This window comes from Micromonospora solifontis (assembly GCF_003725545.1).
Lineage (GTDB): Bacteria > Actinomycetota > Actinomycetes > Mycobacteriales > Micromonosporaceae > Micromonospora > Micromonospora solifontis.
In genome coordinates this window covers 46721-67439 of the sequence record NZ_RJLN01000028.1, presented here as the reverse complement: position 1 = coordinate 67439, position 20719 = coordinate 46721, and the positions used below count along the sequence as shown (strand labels likewise).

Sequence of the window (20719 nt, the reverse complement as noted above, 5' to 3'; positions counted from 1 at the left end):
GGCGTACCGGCAGCACGGCGGGCCCGGCCAGCACCCGGGTGAGCCGGCGCGGCAGCCGGCGCTCGCGCAGCCGGTCCAGGGTCACCCCGGCCACGGCGGTCGCCACCAGGGTGATCGCGCCGGCCAGCACCAGGGTCTGCCGGGGGCCGGCGTGCTCGGAGAGCCAGCCGAGCAGCGGCGCGCCGACGGCGGCGGAGATCGAGCCGGTGACCGCGACAGCGGCCAGCACCCGGCCCCGCATGACGTAGTCGGTGTCGAGCTGCGCCCGGGTGCCGACCGTGGTGTCGATGACCACCGCAGCGGCCGCGACGGGCAGGATCACCACGCCGAAGCTCACCGTGCCCGGAGCCAGGCCGGCGACGATCTGCAGGGCGCTGGCCAGCAGGCCGGCCCCGACCAGAACGCCGTAGCCCAGCTCCCGGCGGCGGGCGGCGACCAGCGCGCCGACCACCGTGCCGACGGCGAAGACGGTGGACAGGACGCCGTAGCCGGCGGCGCCACCGCGCAGCGGCCCCTCGCTCATCGCCGCCATGGTCACCTGGTAGTTGCGGCCCAGGCTGCCCAGCACGAACGACAACGCCAGGGCGACCAGCACCACCGGCTGGCGCAGCAGGTAGCGGAAACCGGCCCGGATGCCGCCGCCCGCCGGGGCCGGGTCGGCCTGCGACGACTCAGCGGTGTGCCGCTCCCCCTCGCGTACGGCGAACAGGGCGACGACGACCGCGACGAAGCTGGCGGCGTTGGTCGCGAAGAGCAGGGCCGGCCCGACGGCGGCCACCACGACGGCGCCCAGGCTCATGCCGAGGATCCGGCCGGCGGAGTTGGTGAGCGAGCCGAGCGCGAGGGCGTTGCCGAGGCTCTCCCGGTCCACCAGCGTCGAGGACCAGCGGCCCATCACCGGCCCCTCGATCGCCGACACCGCGCCGGTGACCAGCGAGATCGCGTAGATCGCCGGCAGCCCGCCGGCGCCGGTGACGGCGACCACGGCCAGCCCGGCCGCGAGGACCGCGTGGGCCGCCTGGGCGACGATCAGCAGCGGCTTGGCCGGCAGCCGGTCGGCCAGCGCGCCACCCCAGACAGAGAGCACCAGGGTGGGCAGCGCCTGGAGCAGGACGGTGAGCCCCATGGAGGTCGCCGACCCGGTGGCCGACATGACGTACCAGTTGACGCCGAGAACCTGCATCCAGGTCCCGATGACCGACACGAAGCCGGCACCGGCCCAGATCCGGTAGTTGCGGTGGCGCAGCGCGGCGAACGTGGCGCCGAGGGCCATGAGGATTTCCCCGTCCAGAAGGTGACACGACGAAGCCGGACCCGCGCGGGTCCGGCCAGCGCACAAGTCTGGCGGCGGTCAAACCTCCTGACGACAGTTGGTGAGGGGGTTCACCGGCAGGGTCGGGCGTCGGGAGCGGGTGGGCACGAACCGGACCGCACACCGGCACGAGCAGCTCGACGGAAAGGAGACGGCCCGGACCCCGAGCGGGGGTCCGGGCCGTCGCCGCCGTTCGTCAGCGGGCGGCGAGGGGCTGCCGGGCCGGGTCGACCGGCGCGGGCAGCGTCCCCACCCCGCCGAGGTAGGAGTGGATGGCCGCGGCGGCGGCCCGTCCCTCGGCGATCGCCCAGACGATCAGCGAGGCGCCCTTGTGCATGTCACCGGCGACGAAGACCCCGTCGGCCCCGGTCTGCCAGTCCGGGCGGGCGTCGACCGCGCCCCGCGCGTTGCGGCTCACCCCGAACTGGGCCAGCAGCGGCTGCTCCTCGGTGCCCTCGAAGCCGATGGCCAGCAGCACCAGGTCGGCCGGGAGTTCCCGCTCAGAGCCGGGCAGCACGGTGACGATCCGCCGGCCGTCCCGCTTCTCCACGGTCACCTCGGCGATCCGCACCGCCCGGACCTGGCCGGTGCCGTCGTCGACGAACTCCTGCACGGCCACGGCGAAGACCCGCTCGCCGCCCTCCTCGTGCGCCGGGTAGTTGCGCAGGATCCACGGCCAGGTGGGCCACGGGTCGCGGGCGGCGTCCCGGTCGGCCGGCGGCTCCGGGTAGAGGTCGAGCTGGTGCACGCCGACGGCGCCCTGCCGGTGGGCGACGCCGAGGCAGTCGGCCGCCGTGTCGCCACCGCCGATGATCACCACGTGCTTACCGGCCGCGTCGATCGGGGTGCCGTCCGGGAGCACCGCGAGGGCCGGCCGCCCCTCACCCGCCGCCGCCACCACCCGGTTCGCGGCCACCAGATGCTCCATCGCCTGGTGTACGCCGCGCAGCGCCCGGCCCGGGGTCTCCGGGGTGTCCCGGCCCTGCAGCGCGCCGCAGGCCAGCAGCACCGCGTCGTGCTCGCCGCGCAACTGCTCGGCGGTCACGTCGACGCCGACGTTCACCCCGGTGCGGAACTGCACCCCCTCGGCCGCGAGCTGGGCCACCCGCCGGTCGATGTGGTGCTTCTCCAGCTTGAAGTCCGGGATGCCGTACCGGAGCAGGCCGCCGAGCGCGTCGTCCCGCTCGTACACGGTGACGCTGTGCCCGGCGCGGGCGAGCTGCTGCGCGGCGGCCAGCCCGGCGGGGCCGGAGCCGACCACGGCGACCGACTTCCCGGTCGGCGCCGGGGCCGGGCGGGGCCGCAGCCCGCCGCGGGCCACCGCCGCGTTGGCGATCTCCACCTCGACCTGCTTGATGGTGACCGGCTGCTGGCCGCCGAGGCCGAGCACGCAGGCCGCCTCGCAGGGCGCCGGGCAGAGCCGGCCGGTGAACTCGGGGAAGTTGTTGGTGGCATGCAGCGACTCCACCGCGGCGTCCCAGCCGCCGGTACGGACCAGGTCGTTCCAGTCCGGGATGCGGTTGCCCAGCGGGCAGCCCTCGTGGCAGAAGGGGATGCCGCAGTCCATGCACCGGGTGGCCTGCTCGCGGATCAGCTCCTCGCCGGCCGGCGGGTACACCTCCCGCCAGTCCATGATCCGCACCGGCACCGGCCGGCGGGCCGGGAGCCGCCGGTCGTAGCGCAGGAAACCGTTCGGGTCAGGCACGAGCCACCTCCTGGGCGACCGCCCGCGGGGCGGGCGGCACCGGCAGCGCGGGCTGGGCCGGCGCCGCCAGTTCCTTCATCACCGCGTCGTCGACGTCGCGGCCGGCGGCTTCGGCGGCCCGCATGATCTCCAGCACCCGCCGGTAGTCCCGGGGAACCACCGCGGTGAACTCCTCCACCGCCTCCGGCCAGCGCTTGAGCAGCTCCTCGGCGACCGCCGAGTCGGTCTCGGCGAAGTGCCGCTGCACCAGCTCGTGCAGCCGGTCCCGCTCCTCGTCGCGCAGCGGCGACAGGTCGACCAGCTCGGCGTTGACCAGCCGGCGGTCCAGGTTGTGCACGAAGGCGGTGCCCCCGGACATGCCGGCGGCGAAGTTGCGCCCGGTCGGGCCCAGCACCACCACCGTGCCGCCGGTCATGTACTCGCAGCCGTGGTCGCCGACGCCCTCGACGACGGCCACCGCCCCGGAGTTGCGCACCGCGAACCGCTCGCCGACCCGGCCGCGCAGGAAGACCTCGCCGCCGGTCGCGCCGTACAGGATGGTGTTGCCGGCGATGATCTGGTCCTCGGCCCGGTCCCCCGGCCCGGCCGCGTCGCCGACGAACGGCGCGGCCTCGTCCGGGCGGACGACGATCCGGCCACCGGAGAGGCCCTTGCCGACGTAGTCGTTGGCGTCGCCCACCAGGCGCAGGGTGACCCCGCGCGGCAGGAACGCGCCGAAGGACTGGCCGGCGGTGCCGTGCAGGAGGATCTCGATGGTGTCGGCGGGCAGGCCGGCCCCACCGAACCGGCGGGTGACCTCGCCGCCGAGCATGGCGCCGACGCTGCGGTGCTCGTTGCGGACGGTCAGCTCGATCCGCACCGGGTCGCCGTCGCGCAGCGCCGGCTCGGCCATCCTGATGAGCTGGTTGTCCAGGGCGAGCTCCAGGCCGTGGTCCTGCGCCCGGATCCCGCGCCGCGCCGCGCCCTCGGGCAGCTCCGGCAGGTGCAGCACCCGGCCGAGGTCGAGCCCGTGGCCCTTCCAGTGGTCGATCGCGCCGGTGACGTCGAGCAGCTCGGTGTGCCCGATCGCCTCCTCGATGCTGCGGAAGCCCAGCTCGGCGAGGTAACCCCGGACCTCCTCGGCGAGGAAGAGGAAGAAGTTCTCCACGAACTCCGGCTTGCCGGTGAAGCGCTCGCGCAGCACCGGGTTCTGGGTGGCGATGCCGACCGGACAGGTGTCCAGGTGACAGACCCGCATCATCACGCAGCCCTCGACGATCAGCGGGGCGGTGGCGAAGCCGAACTCCTCCGCGCCGAGCAGCGCCGCGATCAGCACGTCCCGGCCGGTCTTGAGCTGGCCGTCGACCTGCACGGTGACCCGGTCGCGGAGCTTGTTGAGCAGCAGCGTCTGCTGCGCCTCGGCCAGGCCCAGCTCCCACGGGGTGCCGGCGTGCTTGAGCGAGTTGAGCGGCGACGCGCCGGTGCCGCCGTCGTGGCCGGAGATCAGGATGACGTCGGCCTTCAGCTTGGCGACGCCCGCCGCCACGGTGCCCACGCCGACCTCGCTGACCAGCTTGACGTGCACCCGGGCCGCCGGGTTGACGCATTTCAGGTCGTGGACGAGCTGGGCCAGGTCCTCGATCGAGTAGATGTCGTGGTGCGGCGGCGGGGAGATCAGGCCCACGCCCGGGGTGGCGTGCCGGGTACGGGCGATCCACGGCCAGACCTTGTTGCCGGGCAGCTGGCCGCCCTCGCCGGGCTTGGCGCCCTGGGCCATCTTGATCTGCAGGTCGTCGGCGTTGACCAGGTATTCGCTGGTCACCCCGAACCGGCCGCTGGCGATCTGCTTGACCGCCGAGCGGCGCGCCGGGTCGTGCAGCCGCTCGACGTCCTCGCCGCCCTCGCCGGTGTTGGACTTGCCGCCGAGCCGGTTCATCGCGATGGCCAGGGTCTCGTGCGCCTCCGCCGAGATCGACCCGTACGACATGGCGCCGGTGGCGAACCGCTTGACGATCTCGGTCGCCGGCTCCACCTCGTCCAGCGGCACCGGTGGGCGTACGCCGGTGCGCAGGGTGAACAGGCCGCGCAGCGAGCCCGCCCGGGCGGCCAGCTCGTCGACCTTGGCGGTGTACTGCCGGAAGACGTCGTACTGGCGGCTGCGGGTGGCGTGCTGGAGCAGGAAGACCGTCTCCGGGTTGAACAGGTGCAGCTCACCCTCGCGGCGCCACTGGTACTCGCCGCCGACCTCCAGCCGGTCGGTGGCCTGCGCGCCCGGGGCGGGCCAGGCCAGGGCGTGCCGGGCGGCGACCTCGGCGTGGATCTCGGCCAGGCCGATCCCGCCGATGGTGCTCGGGGTGCCCCGGAAATACCGCTCGACCAGGCGGGTGTCCAGGCCGACCGCCTCGAAGACCTGCGCCCCGCAGTACGAGGAGACCGTCGAGATGCCCATCTTGGACATGATCTTCAGGACGCCCTTGCCGAGCGCCTTCACGTAGTTGCGGACCGCCTTCTCCCGGTCGACGCCCACCAGTGCGCCCGTGGAGATCATGTCCTCCACCGACTCGAAGGCCAGGTACGGGTTGACCGCCGCCGCGCCGTACCCGATCAGCACGGCCGCGTGGTGCACCTCGCGGCAGTCGCCGGACTCCACGATCAGCGCCACCTGGGTCCGCGTCTGCTCGCGGACCAGGTGCTGGTGCACCGCGGCAGTGAGCAGCAGCGACGGGATCGGGGCCAGGTCGGCGTTGGAGTCCCGGTCGGAGAGCACCAGGATCCGCACGCCGTCCTCGATCGCCTCGGAGACGTGCCGGCAGATCTCGGTGAGCCGGGCCTTGATCCCGGCGCCGCCGTCGCGGACCCGGTAGAGCCCGGAGACCCGGACCGCCTTGAAGCCGGGCAGGTCGCCGTCCTCGTCGATGGAGAGGATCTTGGCCAGCTCGTCGTTGTCGATCACCGGGTAGGGCAGCACGATCTGCCGGCAGCTCGCCGGGCCCGGGTCGAGCAGGTTGCCCTCCGGCCCGATGGTGGACGCCAGGCTGGTCACCAACTCCTCCCGGATGGCGTCCAGCGGCGGGTTGGTGACCTGGGCAAACAGCTGGTGGAAGTAGTCGTAGAGCAGCCGCGGCCGGGTGGACAGCGGAGCGATCGGGGTGTCAGTGCCCATCGAGCCGATCGGCTCCGCGCCGCTGCGGGCCATCGGGGCGAGCAGGATCTTCAGTTCCTCCTCGGTGTAGCCGAAGGTCTGCTGCCGGCGGCGGACCGAGTCGTGGGTGTAGACGATGTGCTCGCGCGGCGGCAGCTCGTCCAGCTCGATCAGCCCGGCGTGCAGCCACTCCTCGTACGGCCGGGCGGCGGCCAGCTCGGTCTTGATCTCGTCGTCGGAGACGATCCGGCCGTTGACCGTGTCGACCAGGAACATCTTTCCGGGCTGCAGGCGGCCCTTGGCCACCACGGTGGCCGGGTCGAGGTCGAGCACGCCCGCCTCGCTGCCCAGCACCACCAGGCCGTCGGCGGTACGCCACCAGCGGCCGGGGCGCAGCCCGTTGCGGTCGAGCACGGCGCCGACAATCTCGCCGTCGGTGAAGGCCACCGAGGCGGGCCCGTCCCAGGGCTCCATCAGGCTGGCGTGGAAGCGGTAGAAGGCGCGCTTGTCGGCGCGCATGTCGGGGTCGTTCTCCCAGGCCTCGGGGATCATCATGAGCACCGCGTGCGGCAGGCTCCGCCCGGCCAGGTGCAGCAGTTCGAGGACCTCGTCGAAGTTGGCCGAGTCGGAGGCGGCCGGGGTGCAGACCGGGAAGACCCGGCGGATGTTGCCGGGCAGGTTCGGGCTGCGCAGCAGCGCCTCCCGGGCCTGCATCCAGTTCCGGTTGCCGCGGATCGTGTTGATCTCGCCGTTGTGGGCGATGAAGCGGTACGGGTGGGCCAGCGGCCACGACGGGAAGGTGTTGGTGGAGAAGCGGGAGTGCACCAGGGCGATCGCGCTGACCACCCGGTCGTCGGTCAGCTCCGGGTAGAACGCCGGGAGCTGGTCCGGGGTGAGCATGCCCTTCCACACCATGGTCCGGCCGGACAGCGACGGGAAGTATGCCGGCACGCCCCGCTCGGCCGTCTCCCGCTCGACCTGCTTGCGCAGGCAGAACGCCACCCGGTCCAGGTCGAGCCCGGTCAGCGGGGTGCCGGCCGGGCCGGCGGGCGAGTCGGTGAGCCGGTGCGCGGCGAGGAAGAGCTGCCGGACCCGGGGCATCGCCGCGAGGGCGGTCTCGCCGAGGCCGGTCGGGTCGGTGGCGACCTCCCGCCAGCCGAGCACGTCCGCGCCCTCGACCAGCGCGTACTTGTCCACCACCCGGCGGGCGCGGGCCTCGGCCGCGTCGTCGTCGGGCAGGAAGACCAGGCCGGTGGCGTACTGGCCGGCGGGCGGCAGCGGGAAGTCGACGACCTCCCGGAGGAACCCGTCCGGGACCTGGATCATGATGCCGGCGCCGTCGCCGGTGTTGTGCTCCGCGCCCCGGGCGCCGCGGTGATCCAACCGGCAGAGCGCACCGAGGCCGTTGGCCACGACCTCGTGCGATCGGCGCCCGTGCAGGTCGGCCACGAAGGCCACCCCGCACGCGTCGTGCTCGTGCGCGGGGTCGTACAGCCCCGTCGCCTGGGGGGCCGGTTGCGGGCTGAGAGGGTACGGAAAGGCCACCGGGCCTCCTGTCGTCACTCAGGTTGGATCATGGTCGGGACGACGTCGGCCCTACGTGGGTTTTATTGAGTCTACGTTAGGGCGTCGGGCGCAAGGCCAGTTCAGATTGATCACACTTCCAGAATCTGGGACGTGTAGTCTCGCGCGGTGGATGTCGTACGCGCTGACGTGCTCGACCGGTTGGAACGGTTCTACGACGCGGTGCCCAGGGATGCGGCCCGTGCGGAGGAATACGGCTCGCTGGTGCTCTTCGTCCGGGACGGTGCCGGTTGGCCGTTCTACGCCCGCCCCCTTCCGGACGCCACCGAGCCGGCCTCGCTGGCCGACGTGACCGCGGTCCGGACCCGGCAACGGGAGCTGGGCCTGCCGGAGACGTTCGAGTGGGTGCACGAGATCGCCCCGGACCTGCTCGCCGTGGCGCGCTCGGCGGGGCTGTCCGTGCTCGAGGCGCCGCTGATGGTGCTGGACCCGGAGCGGCTGCCCGACCCGGCGACGCTCAGCGACGCACCGGTGCGGGTCCTCGACCCGGCGGATCCCGGCTTCGCGGCCGACGTGGCGGTCCGCCGGGCCGTCGCCTCGGTCGGTTTCTCCCACGGCGGCACGGCGCGGGGCGAGGCCGGTCCGGCCGAGCGGGACGCGGCGGTCGCCCGGCTGGACGTGGTGGCGCTGGAGGAGGAGGCCGCCCGGATCGCCGACGGCCGGCGCATCTCGGTGCTCGCCGGCACGCCCGCGGACGGGGCGCTGGCCAGCGGGATGGCGATGCGGGTCGACGACGTCGCGGAGATCGCCGGGGTGGCCACCCTGCCGGCGGCCCGGCACCGGGGCCTGGGCGCGGCGGTGACCGCCACCCTCGCCCACGAACTGCGCGCCGCCGGCACCGACCTGATCTTCCTGTCCGCCGGCAGCGAGGAGATCGCCCGGGTCTACCTGCGGGTCGGCTTCCGCCGGGTGGGCACGGCCTGCATCGCCGAGCCCGCCGCCGTGATCTGACCTCGGGTCAGGACGGCGGCTGCCAGGAGGCGGCGGCCGCCGCCGCGGTGCTGCGCAGCCGGGGGCTGATCGTGCCGAGGGCGGCGTCCCGGGCGCGCAGCGCGAGCCGGCCCCGGGTCTGCAGCACCGCGGACATCCGGCGGGTCTGCCGCACCATCGTCGCCGCGCGGGGCCGGCGCAGCCGGTCGTACGCGGCCACCGCGTCGGGGAGCCGGGACTCGCGGAGCAGCGCGGCCAGGGTGGCCGCGTCCTCGAAGGCGAGGCACGCCCCCTGGCCGAGGTGCGGCGGCATGGCATGCGCGGCGTCGCCGAGCAGCACCACCCCGCCGGGGCCGGCCGGGAAGCCGTACGAGCGGGGCAGTGGTCGCAGCTCGCGGATCTCCTGCTGCACCAGGGCCGTCGGATCGGTGGCGTCGAGCAGCTCGGCGATCGGTGCGGGCCAGTCCGCGTACCAGCGCTTGAGCAGGGCCAGCTGGGTCTCCGGCGGCTCCGGGCGGGGCGCACCGGCCGCGGTGGCCACCCAGTAGACACCGCCCCGGCTGGACCCGCCGGCCGCGCCCCGCTCCCCCAGCGAGGCGGCCACGAAGCGGTAGCCGGCGCCGAGGATCTCGCCGCCCACCTGCTGCTCGGCGGCGAGCCGGGGCACCCGGTACCAGGGGATCACCGCCCGCCAGGCGGCACATCCGGAGCTGACCACCTGAGCCTCGGGGGCGAGCTGCCGCCGGATCTCGCTGTCGATGCCGTCGGCGGCGACCACCAGGTCCGCCTCGACGGTGCGCCGGCCGTCGCCGACCGTCGGGCGCTCCCCGGGGGCCGCCCGCGCGGTCCGCACGGTCACCCCGGTACGCAACTCGACCTGGTCGCCCAGCCCGGCGATGAGCGCGTCGTGCAGGTCCTCCCGGTGCACCACGACCGGCATCCGGTCGGCCGGGGCCGGGCGGGGCTGCACCAGCCAGTGCCCGTCCGGGCGGCGTACCCCGCCGTCGGTCAGCGGCGTGGCGATGGCGTCCAGCCCGGCGCCGAGCCCCAGGGCGCGCAGCGCGCGTACCCCGTTGGGCCAGAGCACGACGGCGGTCGGGTCCGGACGGACCCGGTCGGCCCGTTCCAGGAGGGTGACCCGCCAGCCGGAGCGGGCCAGCACCCCGGCCACCGCCAGCCCGCCGAGTCCGGCGCCGACCACCACCGCGGTACGCATGGCTCCCCCGCTCAGCTGTCCCGGTCGGCGGCCGGCGCACGGTCGCCGTCGGCCGCACCCGCCTCGGAGTCCGCCTCGGTCGGCGTGCCGGCCGCGTCCGTCGGAGCTTCGGCGCCCTCGGTGGGCGCCGGCTCCTCGTCGGGGACCAACCCGGTCTCCCGGTACGCGCGGAACTGCTCCTCAGTCACCACCCGGTAGCCCTCCGGGGCGACCGCCTGCGGGCCGGCCTCCCCGGCGGCGAGGTCGACCTGCGAGAGGTCACCGCCGGCGGGCGGGACCGGGGCGGCCGGCGTCCCGACCGGAACCAGGTATTCCCGGGGCCCGCGGACCCGCACGAAGTAGACCAGCGCGCCGAGGAAGACCAGCAGCGCGGTCCACACGTTGAGGCGCAGGCCGAGGATGTGGTTGGCCTCGTCGGTGCGCATCAGCTCGATCCAGAACCGGCCCGCGGTGTAGCCCATCACGTAGAGCGCGAAGGCGCGCCCGCGGCCCAGGCGCAGCCGGCGGTCGACGACGTAGACCAGAACGGCGACGCCGACGTTCCACAGCAGCTCGTAGAGGAAGGTCGGGTGGTAGAGCCCGGGCTGCAGGACGGGGTTGCCGGCGTCGTCGCGCAGCGCGTGCCCGGGGTTGTCCGGGTCCATCACGTGCACCTGCAGGCCCCACGGCAGGTCGGTGCGGCCGCCGTACAGCTCGTTGTTGAACCAGTTGCCGAGGCGGCCGACCGCCTGGGCCAGCGGCAGGCCGGGGGCCAGCGCGTCGGCCACCGCGGTGAGCGGGATGCCGAGTTGCCGGGCCGCGACCCAGGCGCCGAGCGCGCCGCCGGCGACGGCGCCCCAGATGCCCAGGCCGCCCTCCCAGATGTAGAACACCTTGGTCCAGTCGCCGTGCGCGCCGAAGTACTTCTCCGGCGAGGTGATCACGTGGTAGATCCGCGCGCCGACGATGCCGGCCGGCACCGCCCAGACCGCGATGTCGAGCACCGCGCCGGGGGCGACGCCGCGCTGCCGGAGCCGGTGCTCGGTCACCACGCTGGCCAGCACGATGCCGACGATGATGCAGAGCGCGTACGCCCGGATCGGAACCGGTCCGAGCTGCCAGACGGCGGTGCTGGGGCTGGGCAGGGTCGCCAGTGGGGTCATCGGGGCGAGGGTCACGGGTGCACACGGTACCTGTGCGGACCGTGCCGGCGGCACCCCGGTCCGGTCGGGATCGCCGCCGGAATGACACTCGGTTTGCACCGTCGTACGCTCTTTGTCCATGAGGGCGTTGCGCTGGGCGGTCGCCGCGGTCGTCGTCGACCAGGCCGGCCGGGTGCTGCTCTGCCGGCAGGCCGGGGCGGGCCGGCGGTGGGCGCTGCCGGGCGGGCGGCTGCGCCACGACGAGAGCCCGGCGGAGGCGGCCGTCCGCGAGATCCGCGCGGAGACCGGCTGGGAGGTGGACCTGCTCGACCTGGTCGGGCTCTACCGGCTCGGCGTGCCCGACGCGCCCCCGCCCCCGGCCGGCCGCTGCGGCGTGCTGCCGGACGTGCTGGTCCACGTCTTCCGCGCCCGGGTCCGCGCCGACGCCCCGGTCACCGGCCCCGCGGTCGGCTGCCACCTCGACTGGCATCCACCGGACGCGCTGCCGGCGGCGCAGACCCCGACCACCCGGGCCGCCCTCGCCGACGCCCTCGCCGGCCGGTCCGGCGTGCTGCGCGCGGCGGCGGCGCGGCTACCGGCCGCCGGAACAGCGCCGATGGCCGGGGCGGAACCGGTCGGCGGGACGGAACCGGCCGGTGGGACGGAGGCGCTGGGCACCGGCACGCCGCCCGGCCAGCGGGCCGCTGGCGAGCGCGCCGGTGGCGAGCAGGCCGCTGGCGAGCGGGCCGCTGAGCGGGGCATCAGCCGGCGGTGACCCGGGTCGGGCGGTGCGGGCCCGTTGTCGAACATCGCCCCGACGCATCGCCCGCGCCGCGACGCCCGGCCCGAAACAGCCGTCCACGGGACGGGAGGATGACCGGAGAGCGCCTGTGGAGCTGATGTCGTGAACGACTCACGCCGGCCGTGCCGTTGTCCGGCGCGGGTGACAGGCGGACGGTCGCCGGGGCCACCCGGGCTGATGTCGCAGACGACTCAGCTCGACAGGCGCTCAGCAGCAAGGTGGGTGCCGGGACGGCGCCTCGACGGACATCCGCCGGCACACGCAGCCGGGCGGGACAGCGGCCGGGGCGGGACAACGGCCGGGGCGGGACAGCGGCCGGGGCAGGTCAGCGGGCCGGGTTGCGGACGCCCTCGGCGAGTTCGGCGCTCAGCGCGCGCAGAGCGGCCAGGCCGGCGGCCTGGTCCGGGGCGTCCAGCACGCAGCGGACCAGCGCGCTGCCGACGATGACGCCGTCGGCGTAGCCGGCGACGGTGCCGGCCTGGGCGCCGGTGCCCACGCCGAGGCCGACGCCGACCGGCAGGTCGGTGACCTCACGCACGCGGGAGACCAGGACCGGGGCCGCCGCGGAGGTCTGCGCCCGGGCCCCGGTGACGCCCATGATCGCGGTGGCGTAGACGAAGCCGCGGCAGTGCTCGACGGTCATCCGCAACCGCGCGTCCGTCGACGACGGGGAGACCAGGAACGTCCGGTCCAGGCCGTACGCCTCGGAGGCGGCCAGCCACTCGTCGGCCTCGTCGGGGATCAGGTCCGGGGTGATCAGGCCGGTGCCGCCGGCGGCGGCCAGGTCGCGGGCGAAGGCGTCCACGCCGTACTGCTCGATCGGGTTCCAGTAGGTCATGGTGACCACCTGGGCGCCGGTCGCCGCGACCGCCTCGATGACCCGCAGCGTGTCGGCGGTCCGTACGCCGCCGGCCAGGGCGATGTCGCTGGCCTTCTGAATGACCGGGCCGTCCATCACCGGATCGGAGTACGGGATCTCCACCTCGATGACGTCCACGCCCTCGTCGACCATCGCCTTCATGGCGGCGATGCTGCCCTCGACGGTGGGGAACCCGGCCGGCATGCAGCCGACCAGCACGGCCCGCCCGTCGGCGCGGGCCTTGTCGAAGGCGACCCCGATCCGGCTCACGATCTCACTGCTCCTTGTCGAGGATGCCGAAGTATCCGCCGGCGGTGTGCACGTCCTTGTCGCCCCGGCCGGAGAGGTTGACCACGATGACCGGTTCCCGGCCCAGCTCGGCGGCGAGCCGCGGGGCGATCTTCAGCGCCCCGGCGAGGGCGTGCGCGCTCTCGATCGCCGGGATGATCCCCTCGGTGCGGCAGAGCAGCTCGAACGCGGCCATCGCCTCGTCGTCGTCGACCGGCAGGTACGTCGCCCGGCCGCTGTCGTGCAGCCAGGCGTGCTCCGGCCCGACGCCCGGGTAGTCCAGGCCGGCCGAGATCGAGTGCGACTCGATCGTCTGGCCGTCTTCGTCCTGCAGCACGTACGTCCGCGTGCCGTGCAGCACGCCCGCCCGGCCGCCGGTGATGCTGGCCGCGTGCCGGCCGGTCTCCACACCCTCGCCGCCGGCCTCGAAGCCGTACAGCCGCACCCCGGTGTCGGGGACGAAGGCGTGGAAGATGCCGAGGGCGTTCGAGCCGCCGCCCACGCAGGCCGCGACCGCGTCCGGCAGGGCGCCGGTCAGGTCGAGGCACTGCCGGCGGGCCTCCTCGCCGATGCCCCGGACGAAGTCCCGGACCAGCTCGGGGAACGGGTGCGGGCCGGCGGCGGTGCCGATCAGGTAGTGGGTGGTGTCGACGTTGGCCACCCAGTCCCGCATGGCCTCGTTCATCGCGTCCTTGAGGGTCCGCGAGCCGGTGGTGACCGGGACCACGGTGGCGCCGAGCATCCGCATCCGGGCCACGTTGAGCGCCTGCCGCTCGGTGTCCACCTCGCCCATGTAGACCACGCACTCGAGGTCGAACAGGGCGGCCGCGGTGGCGGTGGCGACGCCGTGCTGGCCCGCCCCGGTCTCGGCGATCACCCGCCGCTTGCCCATCCGCTTGGTGAGCAGGGCCTGGCCCAGCACGTTGCGCACCTTGTGCGCGCCGGTGTGGTTCAGGTCCTCCCGCTTGAGCAGGATCCGCGCGCCGGCCCGGGCGGAGAACCGCCGGGCCTCGTAGAGCAGCGACGGGGTGCCGGCGTAGTCGCGCAGCAGGGCGTCGAACTCGGCGAGGAAGTCCTCGTCGGTCATCGCCTTGCGGTAGGCCACGTCCAGCTCGTCCAGCGCGGCGACCAGCGCCTCGGGGACGAACCGGCCGCCGAACCGGCCGAAGTGCCCGGCGGCGTCGGGGAGCCGACCGGCGGGGGCCGCGGCGTCTGCGCTCATCGCGGGTGTCCTCTCCAGAGGTGTCGGGACCCGGCCGTCAGCGCACCGGGCGGGGCGTGGCCGGGTGGTTGCCGGCGTTGACCAGTTCGGCGACCGCCTCGCGGGGGCTCTTCTGGGTGACCAGGCCCTCGCCCACCAGCACCGCGTCGGCGCCGGCCGAGGCGTACCGGATCAGGTCGTGCGGGCCGCGCACCCCGGACTCGGCGATCTTGACGACGCTGCTCGGCAGGCCGGGCGCGATCCGCTCGAACACCGAGCGGTCGACCTCCAGGGTACGCAGGTCACGGGCGTTGACCCCGATCACCTGCGCGCCGGCCGCCAGGGCCCGGTCGGCCTCCTCCTCGGTGTGCACCTCGACCAGCGCGGTCATCCCGAGCGACTCGATCCGCTCCAGCAGCCCCATCAGGGCGTTCTGCTCCAGCGCGGCGACGATCAGCAGCACCAGGTCGGCGCCGTGCGCCCGCGCCTCGTGCACCTGGTAGCTGGAGACCACGAAGTCCTTGCGCAGCACCGGGATCCGCACCGCGGCCCGGACGGCGGCCAGGTCGTCCAGCGACCCGCCGAACCAGCGCCCCTCGGTGAGCACGCTGATCGCCCGGGCGCCCCCGGCGGCGTACTCACCGGCCAGGTCGGCCGGGTCGGCGATCTCGGCCAGCCGCCCCTTGGACGGCGAGGAGCGCTTGACCTCGGCGATCACGGCCACGCCGGGCCGGCGCAGGGCCGCGTACGCGTCCATCGGCGGCGGCGCGGCGGCGGCCAGCTCCCGGATCCGCTCCAGCGGAACCTGCTCCTGTCGCCGTGCCACGTCCTCGCGGACGCCGGCCAGGATCTCGTCGAGCACGCTTGCGGACGCCGCCGATCCGGCGTCGTCCCCCTCCGCGTGCGCATGCTCAGCAGTCACCAACGGACTCCCCTCTCCGGGTGTCATGGGCCGATGCTAGGTGGCGCCACCTGGCGACAAGTCCCGGGGGTATGGCGCTCCTCACGAAATGGGCTGTGGCATCATGGCGGACTTCTGGTGAACGCGGTGTCACGCAGCGCCACCGCTCCCATCGATCGCCGCGCATGCCCTATCTCATCACGGCCGCCCCGGCCGCGCAGGACCGCGATGGCTCTCGATGCTGTGACCAAGCTCAAGGACGAACGGCCCTGCCCAGGTCGGGTCCGCTGCCGCACAGTTGACCCGTACGTCACGGCGGCGAAACGCGAGTCGGGAAGCATTCTCCTCGGGCAGACTCGACGAGGCGCCTGCCAACCGTCGCCAACGATCTCGTACGGGGTGACCATGAGCACCAACGGGCCGCACCAGACCATCGGACTCACCACCATCTCCCGGACGGTCGCGTCGCTCGCCGTCGGCGTGGTGGAGACCCTCGAACGCGCCATGGCCGGCGACGGCCGGCTGCGGACCGCCCAGGGCAACGCCTGGGAGGCGGTCTGCGCCGACCGGGCCCGAGCCGCGCAGCGCCGCGAACTGGACCGCCTGGTGGCCGAGCTGGCCGCCGCCCGCGCGGCGGCCGGGGCCGCCGTCCGCGAGCGGCGCGACACGCGGGACACCCAGCCGGTCAGCTGACCGTCGGGTCCTCGCCCCGGTCCAGCGCCTCCCAGGCGTCCCGGGTGCCCCGCTCCACCGCGGGCCGGGCCGGGCCGGCCGGCTCCGCCGAGCGGGCCGCCGGCCGGTCGTACCGGGCCCCCATCGCCGGCCAGCCGCCGCCACGCCACCCGGTGAACGCCCCGCCGGCCGCCGCGAGCAGGCCGCCGGCCAGCACCAGCGCCGGCCACTGCCGGCTCACCCCCGCCTCGGTCAGGCCGTAGCCGCCGCCGGCCGCCACGGCCAGGCCGACCAGGGTGAGCAGGCCGCCGAGCAGCCGCCGGACCCGGCCCCGGGTGGCCAGCACCGCACCGCCGCCGGCCAGCCCGACCAGCGCCAGCGCGGAGACCCACGGGAGCAGGTCCGCGCCGGTGCGGGAATGCCGCGTCGGGGGCAGCGATCCCCGGGCGGTCAGTTCGACCGACCAGGTTCGGGTGACCGCCCAGAGGGCCAGGCCCGCGCCGGCCAGGCAGAGCAGCAACGCGTACGTCAGCTCGCGCCGCCCCCGTGCGGGCGGTGACCCGGTCATCGGGCCGGCCGCAGGGTCTCGGCGGCGGCGATGGCGGCGAGCACCGCGGCGGCCTTGTTCCGGGTCTCCTGGTCCTCGGCGGCGGGATCGGAATCGGCCACGACACCGGCCCCGGCCTGGACGTAGGCCCGGCCGTCGCGGATCAGCGCGGTCCGGATGGCGATGGCCATGTCCAGGTCACCGCCGAAGCCGAAGTAGCCGACGGTGCCGCCGTAGAGGCCGCGCCGGACCGGCTCCAGTTCCTCGATGATCTCCATGGCCCGCACCTTGGGCGCCCCGGAGAGGGTGCCGGCGGGGAAGGTCGCGGCCAGCGCGTCGAAGGCGGTGCGGTCCTCGCGCAGCTCCCCGACCACGGTGGAGACGATGTGCATGACGTGGCTGTACCGCTCGATGGTGGCGAACTCCGGCACCTCGACCGTGCCCGGACGGCAGACCCGCCCCAGGTCGTTGCGGCCCAGGTCGACCAGCATGACGTGCTCGGCGCGCTCCTTGGGGTCGGCGAGCAGCTCGGCGGCGAGCCGGGCGTCGGCCTCCGGGGAGCCGCCGCGCGGCCGGGTGCCGGCGATCGGGTGCAGCAGCGCCCGCCGCTGCCCGTCCGCGCCGGCGCTCACCTTGAGGTGCGCCTCCGGCGAGGAGCCTACGATGTCGAACCCGTCGAACCGCAGCAGGTACATGTACGGGCTGGGGTTGGTGGTGCGCAGCACCCGGTAGACGTCGAGCGGATCGGCGTGGGTGGCCCGCTCGAAGCGCTGGCTGAGCACGATCTGGAAGCACTCGCCGGCCCGGATCGCCTCCTTGGCCGCCTCCACCGCCTTCGGATAGCCGCCCTCCTCGGTCCGGCTGACGACCTCGCCGACGCCGGGCCGGGCGACCGTGGAGATCATGGGCGGAATCGGTCGGGACAGCGCGGTGGTCATCGCGTCCAGCCGCCCCACCGCGTGGTGGTACGCCGCCGCGACCAGCTCCGCCCGGTCGGGCGCGTCGAGCGGGGGCAGGACCGCGTTGGCGACCAGGATCGCCGAGCCGTCGTAGTGGTCGAGCACCACCAGGTCGGTGGCGAGCATCATGCCCAGCTCGGGCACGTTCAGCTCGTCCTCGGTCAGCTCCGGCAGCCGCTCGAAGCGGCGGACCAGGTCGTAGCCCAGGTAGCCGACCATGCCCCCGGTCAGCGGCGGCATCCCGCTGGCCGGGTCCCAGGCCGGGCCGGCCAGGGCGGCGACGGTCTCCCGCAGCACCGCCACCGGATCGCCGGTGGCCGGTACCCCGGCCGGCGGCGCGCCGGCCCAGACCGCCGTGCCGTCCCGCTCGGTGAGCGTGGCGGCGCTGCGGACGCCGATGAACGAGTAGCGGGACCAGGCCATCCCGGCCGAGCCGACGCCCTGCTCGGCCGACTCCAGCAGGAAGGTGCCGGGGCCGCCGGCGAGCTTGCGGTAGACCCCGACCGGGGTCTCCGCGTCGGCGAGCAACCGGCGGGTGACCGGCACGACCCGCCAGCGGGCCGCCAGGTCGGCGAAGGTGTCCTGGTCCGGGCTGACCGTGCCGTCCGTCATGAGGTGGCCTCCGGGGAGCTGACCGGCAGCTCGGTGAAGAAGCAGGTGTGGTGCCCGGTGTGGCAGGCGGCGCCGACCTGGTCGACGCTGACCAGCAGCGCGTCCCCGTCGCAGTCCAGGGCCACCGAGCGGACGTACTGGTGGTGGCCCGAGGTGGCGCCCTTGACCCAGTATTCCTGGCGGCTGCGCGACCAGTAGGTGGCCCGGCCCGTGGTCAGCGTGCGGTGCAGCGCCTCGTCGTCCATCCAGGCGACCATCAGCACCTCGCCCGAGTCGTGCTGGCGGACGACCGCGGCGACCAGGCCGTCGGGGGTACGGCGCAGCCGGGCGGCGATCTCGGGGTCGAGGCGGGAGGGGCGGGCCGGGCCGGAGGCCACGGCGCCGCCGGGGCTGGCGGAGGCGCCGGTCACCGGCGCGTCAGAGGCGGGCACGGTTGCCCATTCTCCCGCACGGGGCACCGGCACCGCCGCCGCGTCCCGGGAGACGGGCCCGGGGGCCTCCAGCGCCCGGGTCAACTGCGCCAGGTAGCGACCCAACCGGCCGTCCAGCAGCGCGTCCGCCAGGTCCGCGCCGGCCACCGCGGCGATCTCCTCGGCGTACGGCCGGATCAGCGGGACGGTCCCGCCGACCAGCCGGCCGGCGGCGGCCGCCACCTCGGCGGTGACGCCGGGCCGCAGCCCGAGGCAGAGCAGCATGTCGTCGCGGTATCCGGGTGGGGCGACCGGCAGCTCCAGCGCGGCGGCCAGCGCGGCCCGCCGGGAGGCCACCCGGACCGACGGGTTGGCCAGCCGCAGCACCGACGGGCAGAGCCGGGCCAGGTCGGCGGCGGCCAGCCGGACGCCCACGGTGTCGCGGGCCCATCGGGCGCCGGCGACCTTGCCGAGGGTGGCGATCAGCTCCTCCAGCCGGGGTTCGTCGGCGGGCTGGCAGAGCACCGGCAGGTCGATCCGGCGCCGCCACTCGGGCACCGCCCAGATCAACCGGGCCGGCGCGGTGACCGGCAGCCCGAACGCCCAGTCCGCCGGCTGCCCGAGCCGGCGCACCCAGGACCGGATGTCCCGGGCGGCCACGGAGACGTGCACCAGCCGGCCGGCGAACTCCGCGAGGTAGGCCCGCCGGGTCGCGTACGGGCCGCCGGCCACCCGCTCGCGGCCGGCGTCGGGAGGACCCGCCGGGCCGGGCGGCGACGCGGCGGGCCCGCCCGATCCGGCGGCCGGATGCTGCTCCTCGGTCGCGAGCAGCACGTCGACGTCGACGTCGCTGTGCTCGGTGGCGGCCCGTCGGGCGTGACTGCCCCGGAGCATGATGCCGACGACGGGCCGGTCGGCGGCCTGCCGCAGGCGGGCGGCCCACTCCTCCAGGAAGGCGTCCTCCGGCAGCGGAGCGTGATCCACTGCGTCATCGTGCCGGACGTCCCATGAGTGTGGCAATGACCGTTGCCGGACCCGGTGTCCGCCTAGTGCCCGACGGTTCGCATTCCTGCCTCGGTATACCTTTCCCCGGCGACCGCCCCCGCCGGCACCGCCTCGCGCAGCCGGCGCTGCTGCTCGGGGGTCAGCCGGACCTCGCCGGCGGCCACGTTCTCCGCCAGGTAGCGGACCCGCTTCGTGCCGGGGATGACCAGCACGTCCTCCCCCTGGTCCAGCACCCAGGCCAGCGCCGCCTGGGCCGGGGTGCAGCCGATCTCGGCGGCCACCTCGCGGACCGCCTCGACCAGCTTGAGGTTGGCGTCGAGGTTGCCCTCGGCGAAGCGCGGCACGGTGCGCCGCCAGTCGTCGTCGGCGAGCTGTTCCCGGCTGGTGATCGCGCCGGTGAGCAGTCCCCGCCCGATCGGCGAGTACGCCACCAGGGACACCCCCAGCTCCCGGCAGGTGGCCAGCATCTCCCCCTCGACGTCCCGGCTGAACAGCGAGTACTCCATCTGCACCGCCGAGATCGGGTGCACGGCGTGGGCCGCGCGCAGGGTCCGCGGGCTGACCTCGGAGAGGCCGAGCAGCCGCACCTTGCCGGCCCGGACCAGGTCGGCCATCGCGCCGACGGTCTCCTCGATCGGGGTGGCCGGGTCGCGCCGGTGCAGGTAGTACAGGTCGATCGTCTCCACCCCGAGCCGGCCCAGCGAGGCGTCGCAGGCCTCGCGGGCCCAGGCCGCGCTGCTGTCCACGTACGCGCCCGGGCTGCCGGTGCCGCCGAAGCTGTCGCCGCGGGTGCGGTTGCCGAACTTCGTGGCGAGGAAGACCTCGTCCCGCCGCGCCCGCACCACGGGGGCGAGCAGCCGTTCGTTCGCGCCGAAGCCGTACATGTCGGCGGTGTCGAGGTGGTCGACCCCGAGGTCGAGGGCCCGGTGCAGGGTCCGCGTCGACTCGGCGTCGTCGGCGCCGCCGTACGCGAAGCTCATGCCCATGCAGCCCAGGCCGATCGCCGAGACCGCCGGGCCGGTCGCGCCCACGCGTCGCTTGATCATCGAAGCTCCTCCTCCTCCGCCCTGCGGTACGCGTCGATCTTGTAGTCGAGCACCTTGAGGTCCTCCTCCAGCTCGGCCATCCGGGCCAGCACCCGGGCGCGGTGCGCCTCGAAGAGCGCCCGTCGCGCGCCGAGCGTCCGGTCGCCCTGGCGGGCCAGTTCGGCGTAGCGGCGCATGTCCCGTACCGGCATGCCGGTACGGCGCAGCCGGGTGAGCAGGAACAGCCAGTTGACGTCGGACTCGGTGTAGCGCCGGCGACCCGAGGAGTCCCGCCCGACCGGGGCGACCAGACCCTCCTGCTCGTACCAGCGCAGCGTGTAGGTGGTCAGGCCGACCCGTTCCGCCGCCTCACCGACGGTGAGGCTCATCTCCCGCGTGCTGATGTCCACGTCCCCCAGGCTTCCAGTTCGAGCGCACTCGAAGTCAAC

16 protein-coding genes and 1 pseudogene are annotated in these 20719 nt (G+C 74.9%); 3 read left to right on the top strand and 14 right to left on the bottom strand.

Annotated elements, in window-relative coordinates:
* The 3 genes from EFE23_RS12625 to gltB form a co-directional block, all read right to left on the bottom strand.
* Positions 1 to 1273 (bottom strand): MFS transporter (locus EFE23_RS12625; protein WP_123241099.1); only part of this gene is annotated, 1273 nt, incomplete at its 3' end.
* Positions 1274 to 1508: 235 nt separating this feature from the next.
* A complete protein-coding gene (locus tag EFE23_RS12620) occupies positions 1509 to 3017 on the bottom strand; it encodes a glutamate synthase subunit beta (RefSeq protein ID WP_123241098.1) in 1509 nt (502 codons plus the stop codon).
* A complete protein-coding gene (gene gltB, locus EFE23_RS12615) occupies positions 3010 to 7683 on the bottom strand; it encodes a glutamate synthase large subunit (RefSeq protein ID WP_123241097.1) in 4674 nt (1557 codons plus the stop codon). The genes EFE23_RS12620 and gltB overlap by 8 nt, the downstream gene beginning before the upstream one ends.
* Positions 7684 to 7830: 147 nt before the next feature.
* Between gltB and EFE23_RS12610 the strand changes: the two genes are divergently transcribed.
* A complete protein-coding gene (locus EFE23_RS12610; RefSeq protein ID WP_123241096.1) occupies positions 7831 to 8673 on the top strand; it encodes a GNAT family N-acetyltransferase in 843 nt (280 codons plus the stop codon).
* A gap of 7 nt (positions 8674 to 8680) precedes the next feature.
* On the opposite strand, the gene EFE23_RS12605 is transcribed toward EFE23_RS12610, so the two are convergent.
* Together EFE23_RS12605 and lgt are read right to left on the bottom strand one after the other, a co-directional pair.
* Positions 8681 to 9868, bottom strand: a complete 1188-nt coding sequence (locus EFE23_RS12605; protein ID WP_123241095.1) for an FAD-dependent oxidoreductase — start codon at positions 9866 to 9868, stop codon at positions 8681 to 8683.
* Between the two features lie 11 nt (positions 9869 to 9879).
* Complete coding sequence (lgt, locus tag EFE23_RS12600) at positions 9880 to 11025, bottom strand: prolipoprotein diacylglyceryl transferase (RefSeq protein ID WP_123241094.1); 1146 nt, start codon at positions 11023 to 11025, stop codon at positions 9880 to 9882.
* A gap of 103 nt (positions 11026 to 11128) precedes the next feature.
* Between lgt and EFE23_RS12595 the strand changes: the two genes are divergently transcribed.
* Entirely contained in the window at positions 11129 to 11764 is a 636-nt protein-coding gene (locus tag EFE23_RS12595; RefSeq protein WP_123241093.1) for an NUDIX hydrolase, read from the top strand.
* A 352-nt stretch (positions 11765 to 12116) separates the two neighbouring features.
* Here EFE23_RS12595 and trpA read toward each other — a convergent pair whose 3' ends face one another.
* Genes trpA through trpC form a run of 3 tightly spaced genes read right to left on the bottom strand, consistent with a single transcriptional unit; the run spans position 12117 to position 15001 of the window.
* On the bottom strand, positions 12117 to 12920 hold the full coding sequence (trpA, locus tag EFE23_RS12590) for a tryptophan synthase subunit alpha (RefSeq protein WP_123241092.1): 804 nt from the start codon (positions 12918 to 12920) through the stop codon (positions 12117 to 12119).
* A gap of 4 nt (positions 12921 to 12924) precedes the next feature.
* Complete coding sequence (trpB, locus tag EFE23_RS12585) at positions 12925 to 14160, bottom strand: tryptophan synthase subunit beta (protein WP_123241091.1); 1236 nt, start codon at positions 14158 to 14160, stop codon at positions 12925 to 12927.
* A 37-nt stretch (positions 14161 to 14197) separates the two neighbouring features.
* Entirely contained in the window at positions 14198 to 15001 is an 804-nt protein-coding gene (gene trpC / locus EFE23_RS12580) for an indole-3-glycerol phosphate synthase TrpC (protein ID WP_199737043.1), read from the bottom strand.
* A 444-nt stretch (positions 15002 to 15445) separates the two neighbouring features.
* Between trpC and EFE23_RS12575 the strand changes: the two genes are divergently transcribed.
* Entirely contained in the window at positions 15446 to 15733 is a 288-nt protein-coding gene (locus EFE23_RS12575) for a hypothetical protein (protein WP_123241104.1), read from the top strand.
* Here EFE23_RS12575 and EFE23_RS12570 read toward each other — a convergent pair.
* The 6 genes and pseudogenes from EFE23_RS12570 to EFE23_RS12550 all read right to left on the bottom strand — a co-directional run bounded on the left by EFE23_RS12570 (position 15726) and on the right by EFE23_RS12550 (position 20680).
* A complete protein-coding gene (locus EFE23_RS12570; protein ID WP_123241089.1) occupies positions 15726 to 16280 on the bottom strand; it encodes a Trp biosynthesis-associated membrane protein in 555 nt (184 codons plus the stop codon). The genes EFE23_RS12575 and EFE23_RS12570 overlap by 8 nt on opposite strands.
* Entirely contained in the window at positions 16277 to 17830 is a 1554-nt protein-coding gene (locus tag EFE23_RS12565) for an anthranilate synthase component I (RefSeq protein WP_123241088.1), read from the bottom strand. Before EFE23_RS12565 ends, EFE23_RS12570 begins: the two co-directional genes overlap by 4 nt.
* A complete protein-coding gene (hisI, locus tag EFE23_RS28855) occupies positions 17827 to 18261 on the bottom strand; it encodes a phosphoribosyl-AMP cyclohydrolase (protein ID WP_373684007.1) in 435 nt (144 codons plus the stop codon). Before hisI ends, EFE23_RS12565 begins: the two co-directional genes overlap by 4 nt.
* Positions 18262 to 18447: 186 nt before the next feature.
* Positions 18448 to 19134: pseudogene (locus EFE23_RS28850) on the bottom strand (phosphoribosyl-AMP cyclohydrolase); the annotation flags it as partial.
* Between the two features lie 152 nt (positions 19135 to 19286).
* A complete protein-coding gene (locus EFE23_RS12555) occupies positions 19287 to 20291 on the bottom strand; it encodes an aldo/keto reductase (RefSeq protein WP_123241087.1) in 1005 nt (334 codons plus the stop codon).
* Positions 20288 to 20680, bottom strand: a complete 393-nt coding sequence (locus tag EFE23_RS12550; RefSeq protein WP_123241086.1) for a MerR family transcriptional regulator — start codon at positions 20678 to 20680, stop codon at positions 20288 to 20290. Before EFE23_RS12550 ends, EFE23_RS12555 begins: the two co-directional genes overlap by 4 nt.
* Between the last annotated feature and the right edge of the window lie 39 nt (positions 20681 to 20719).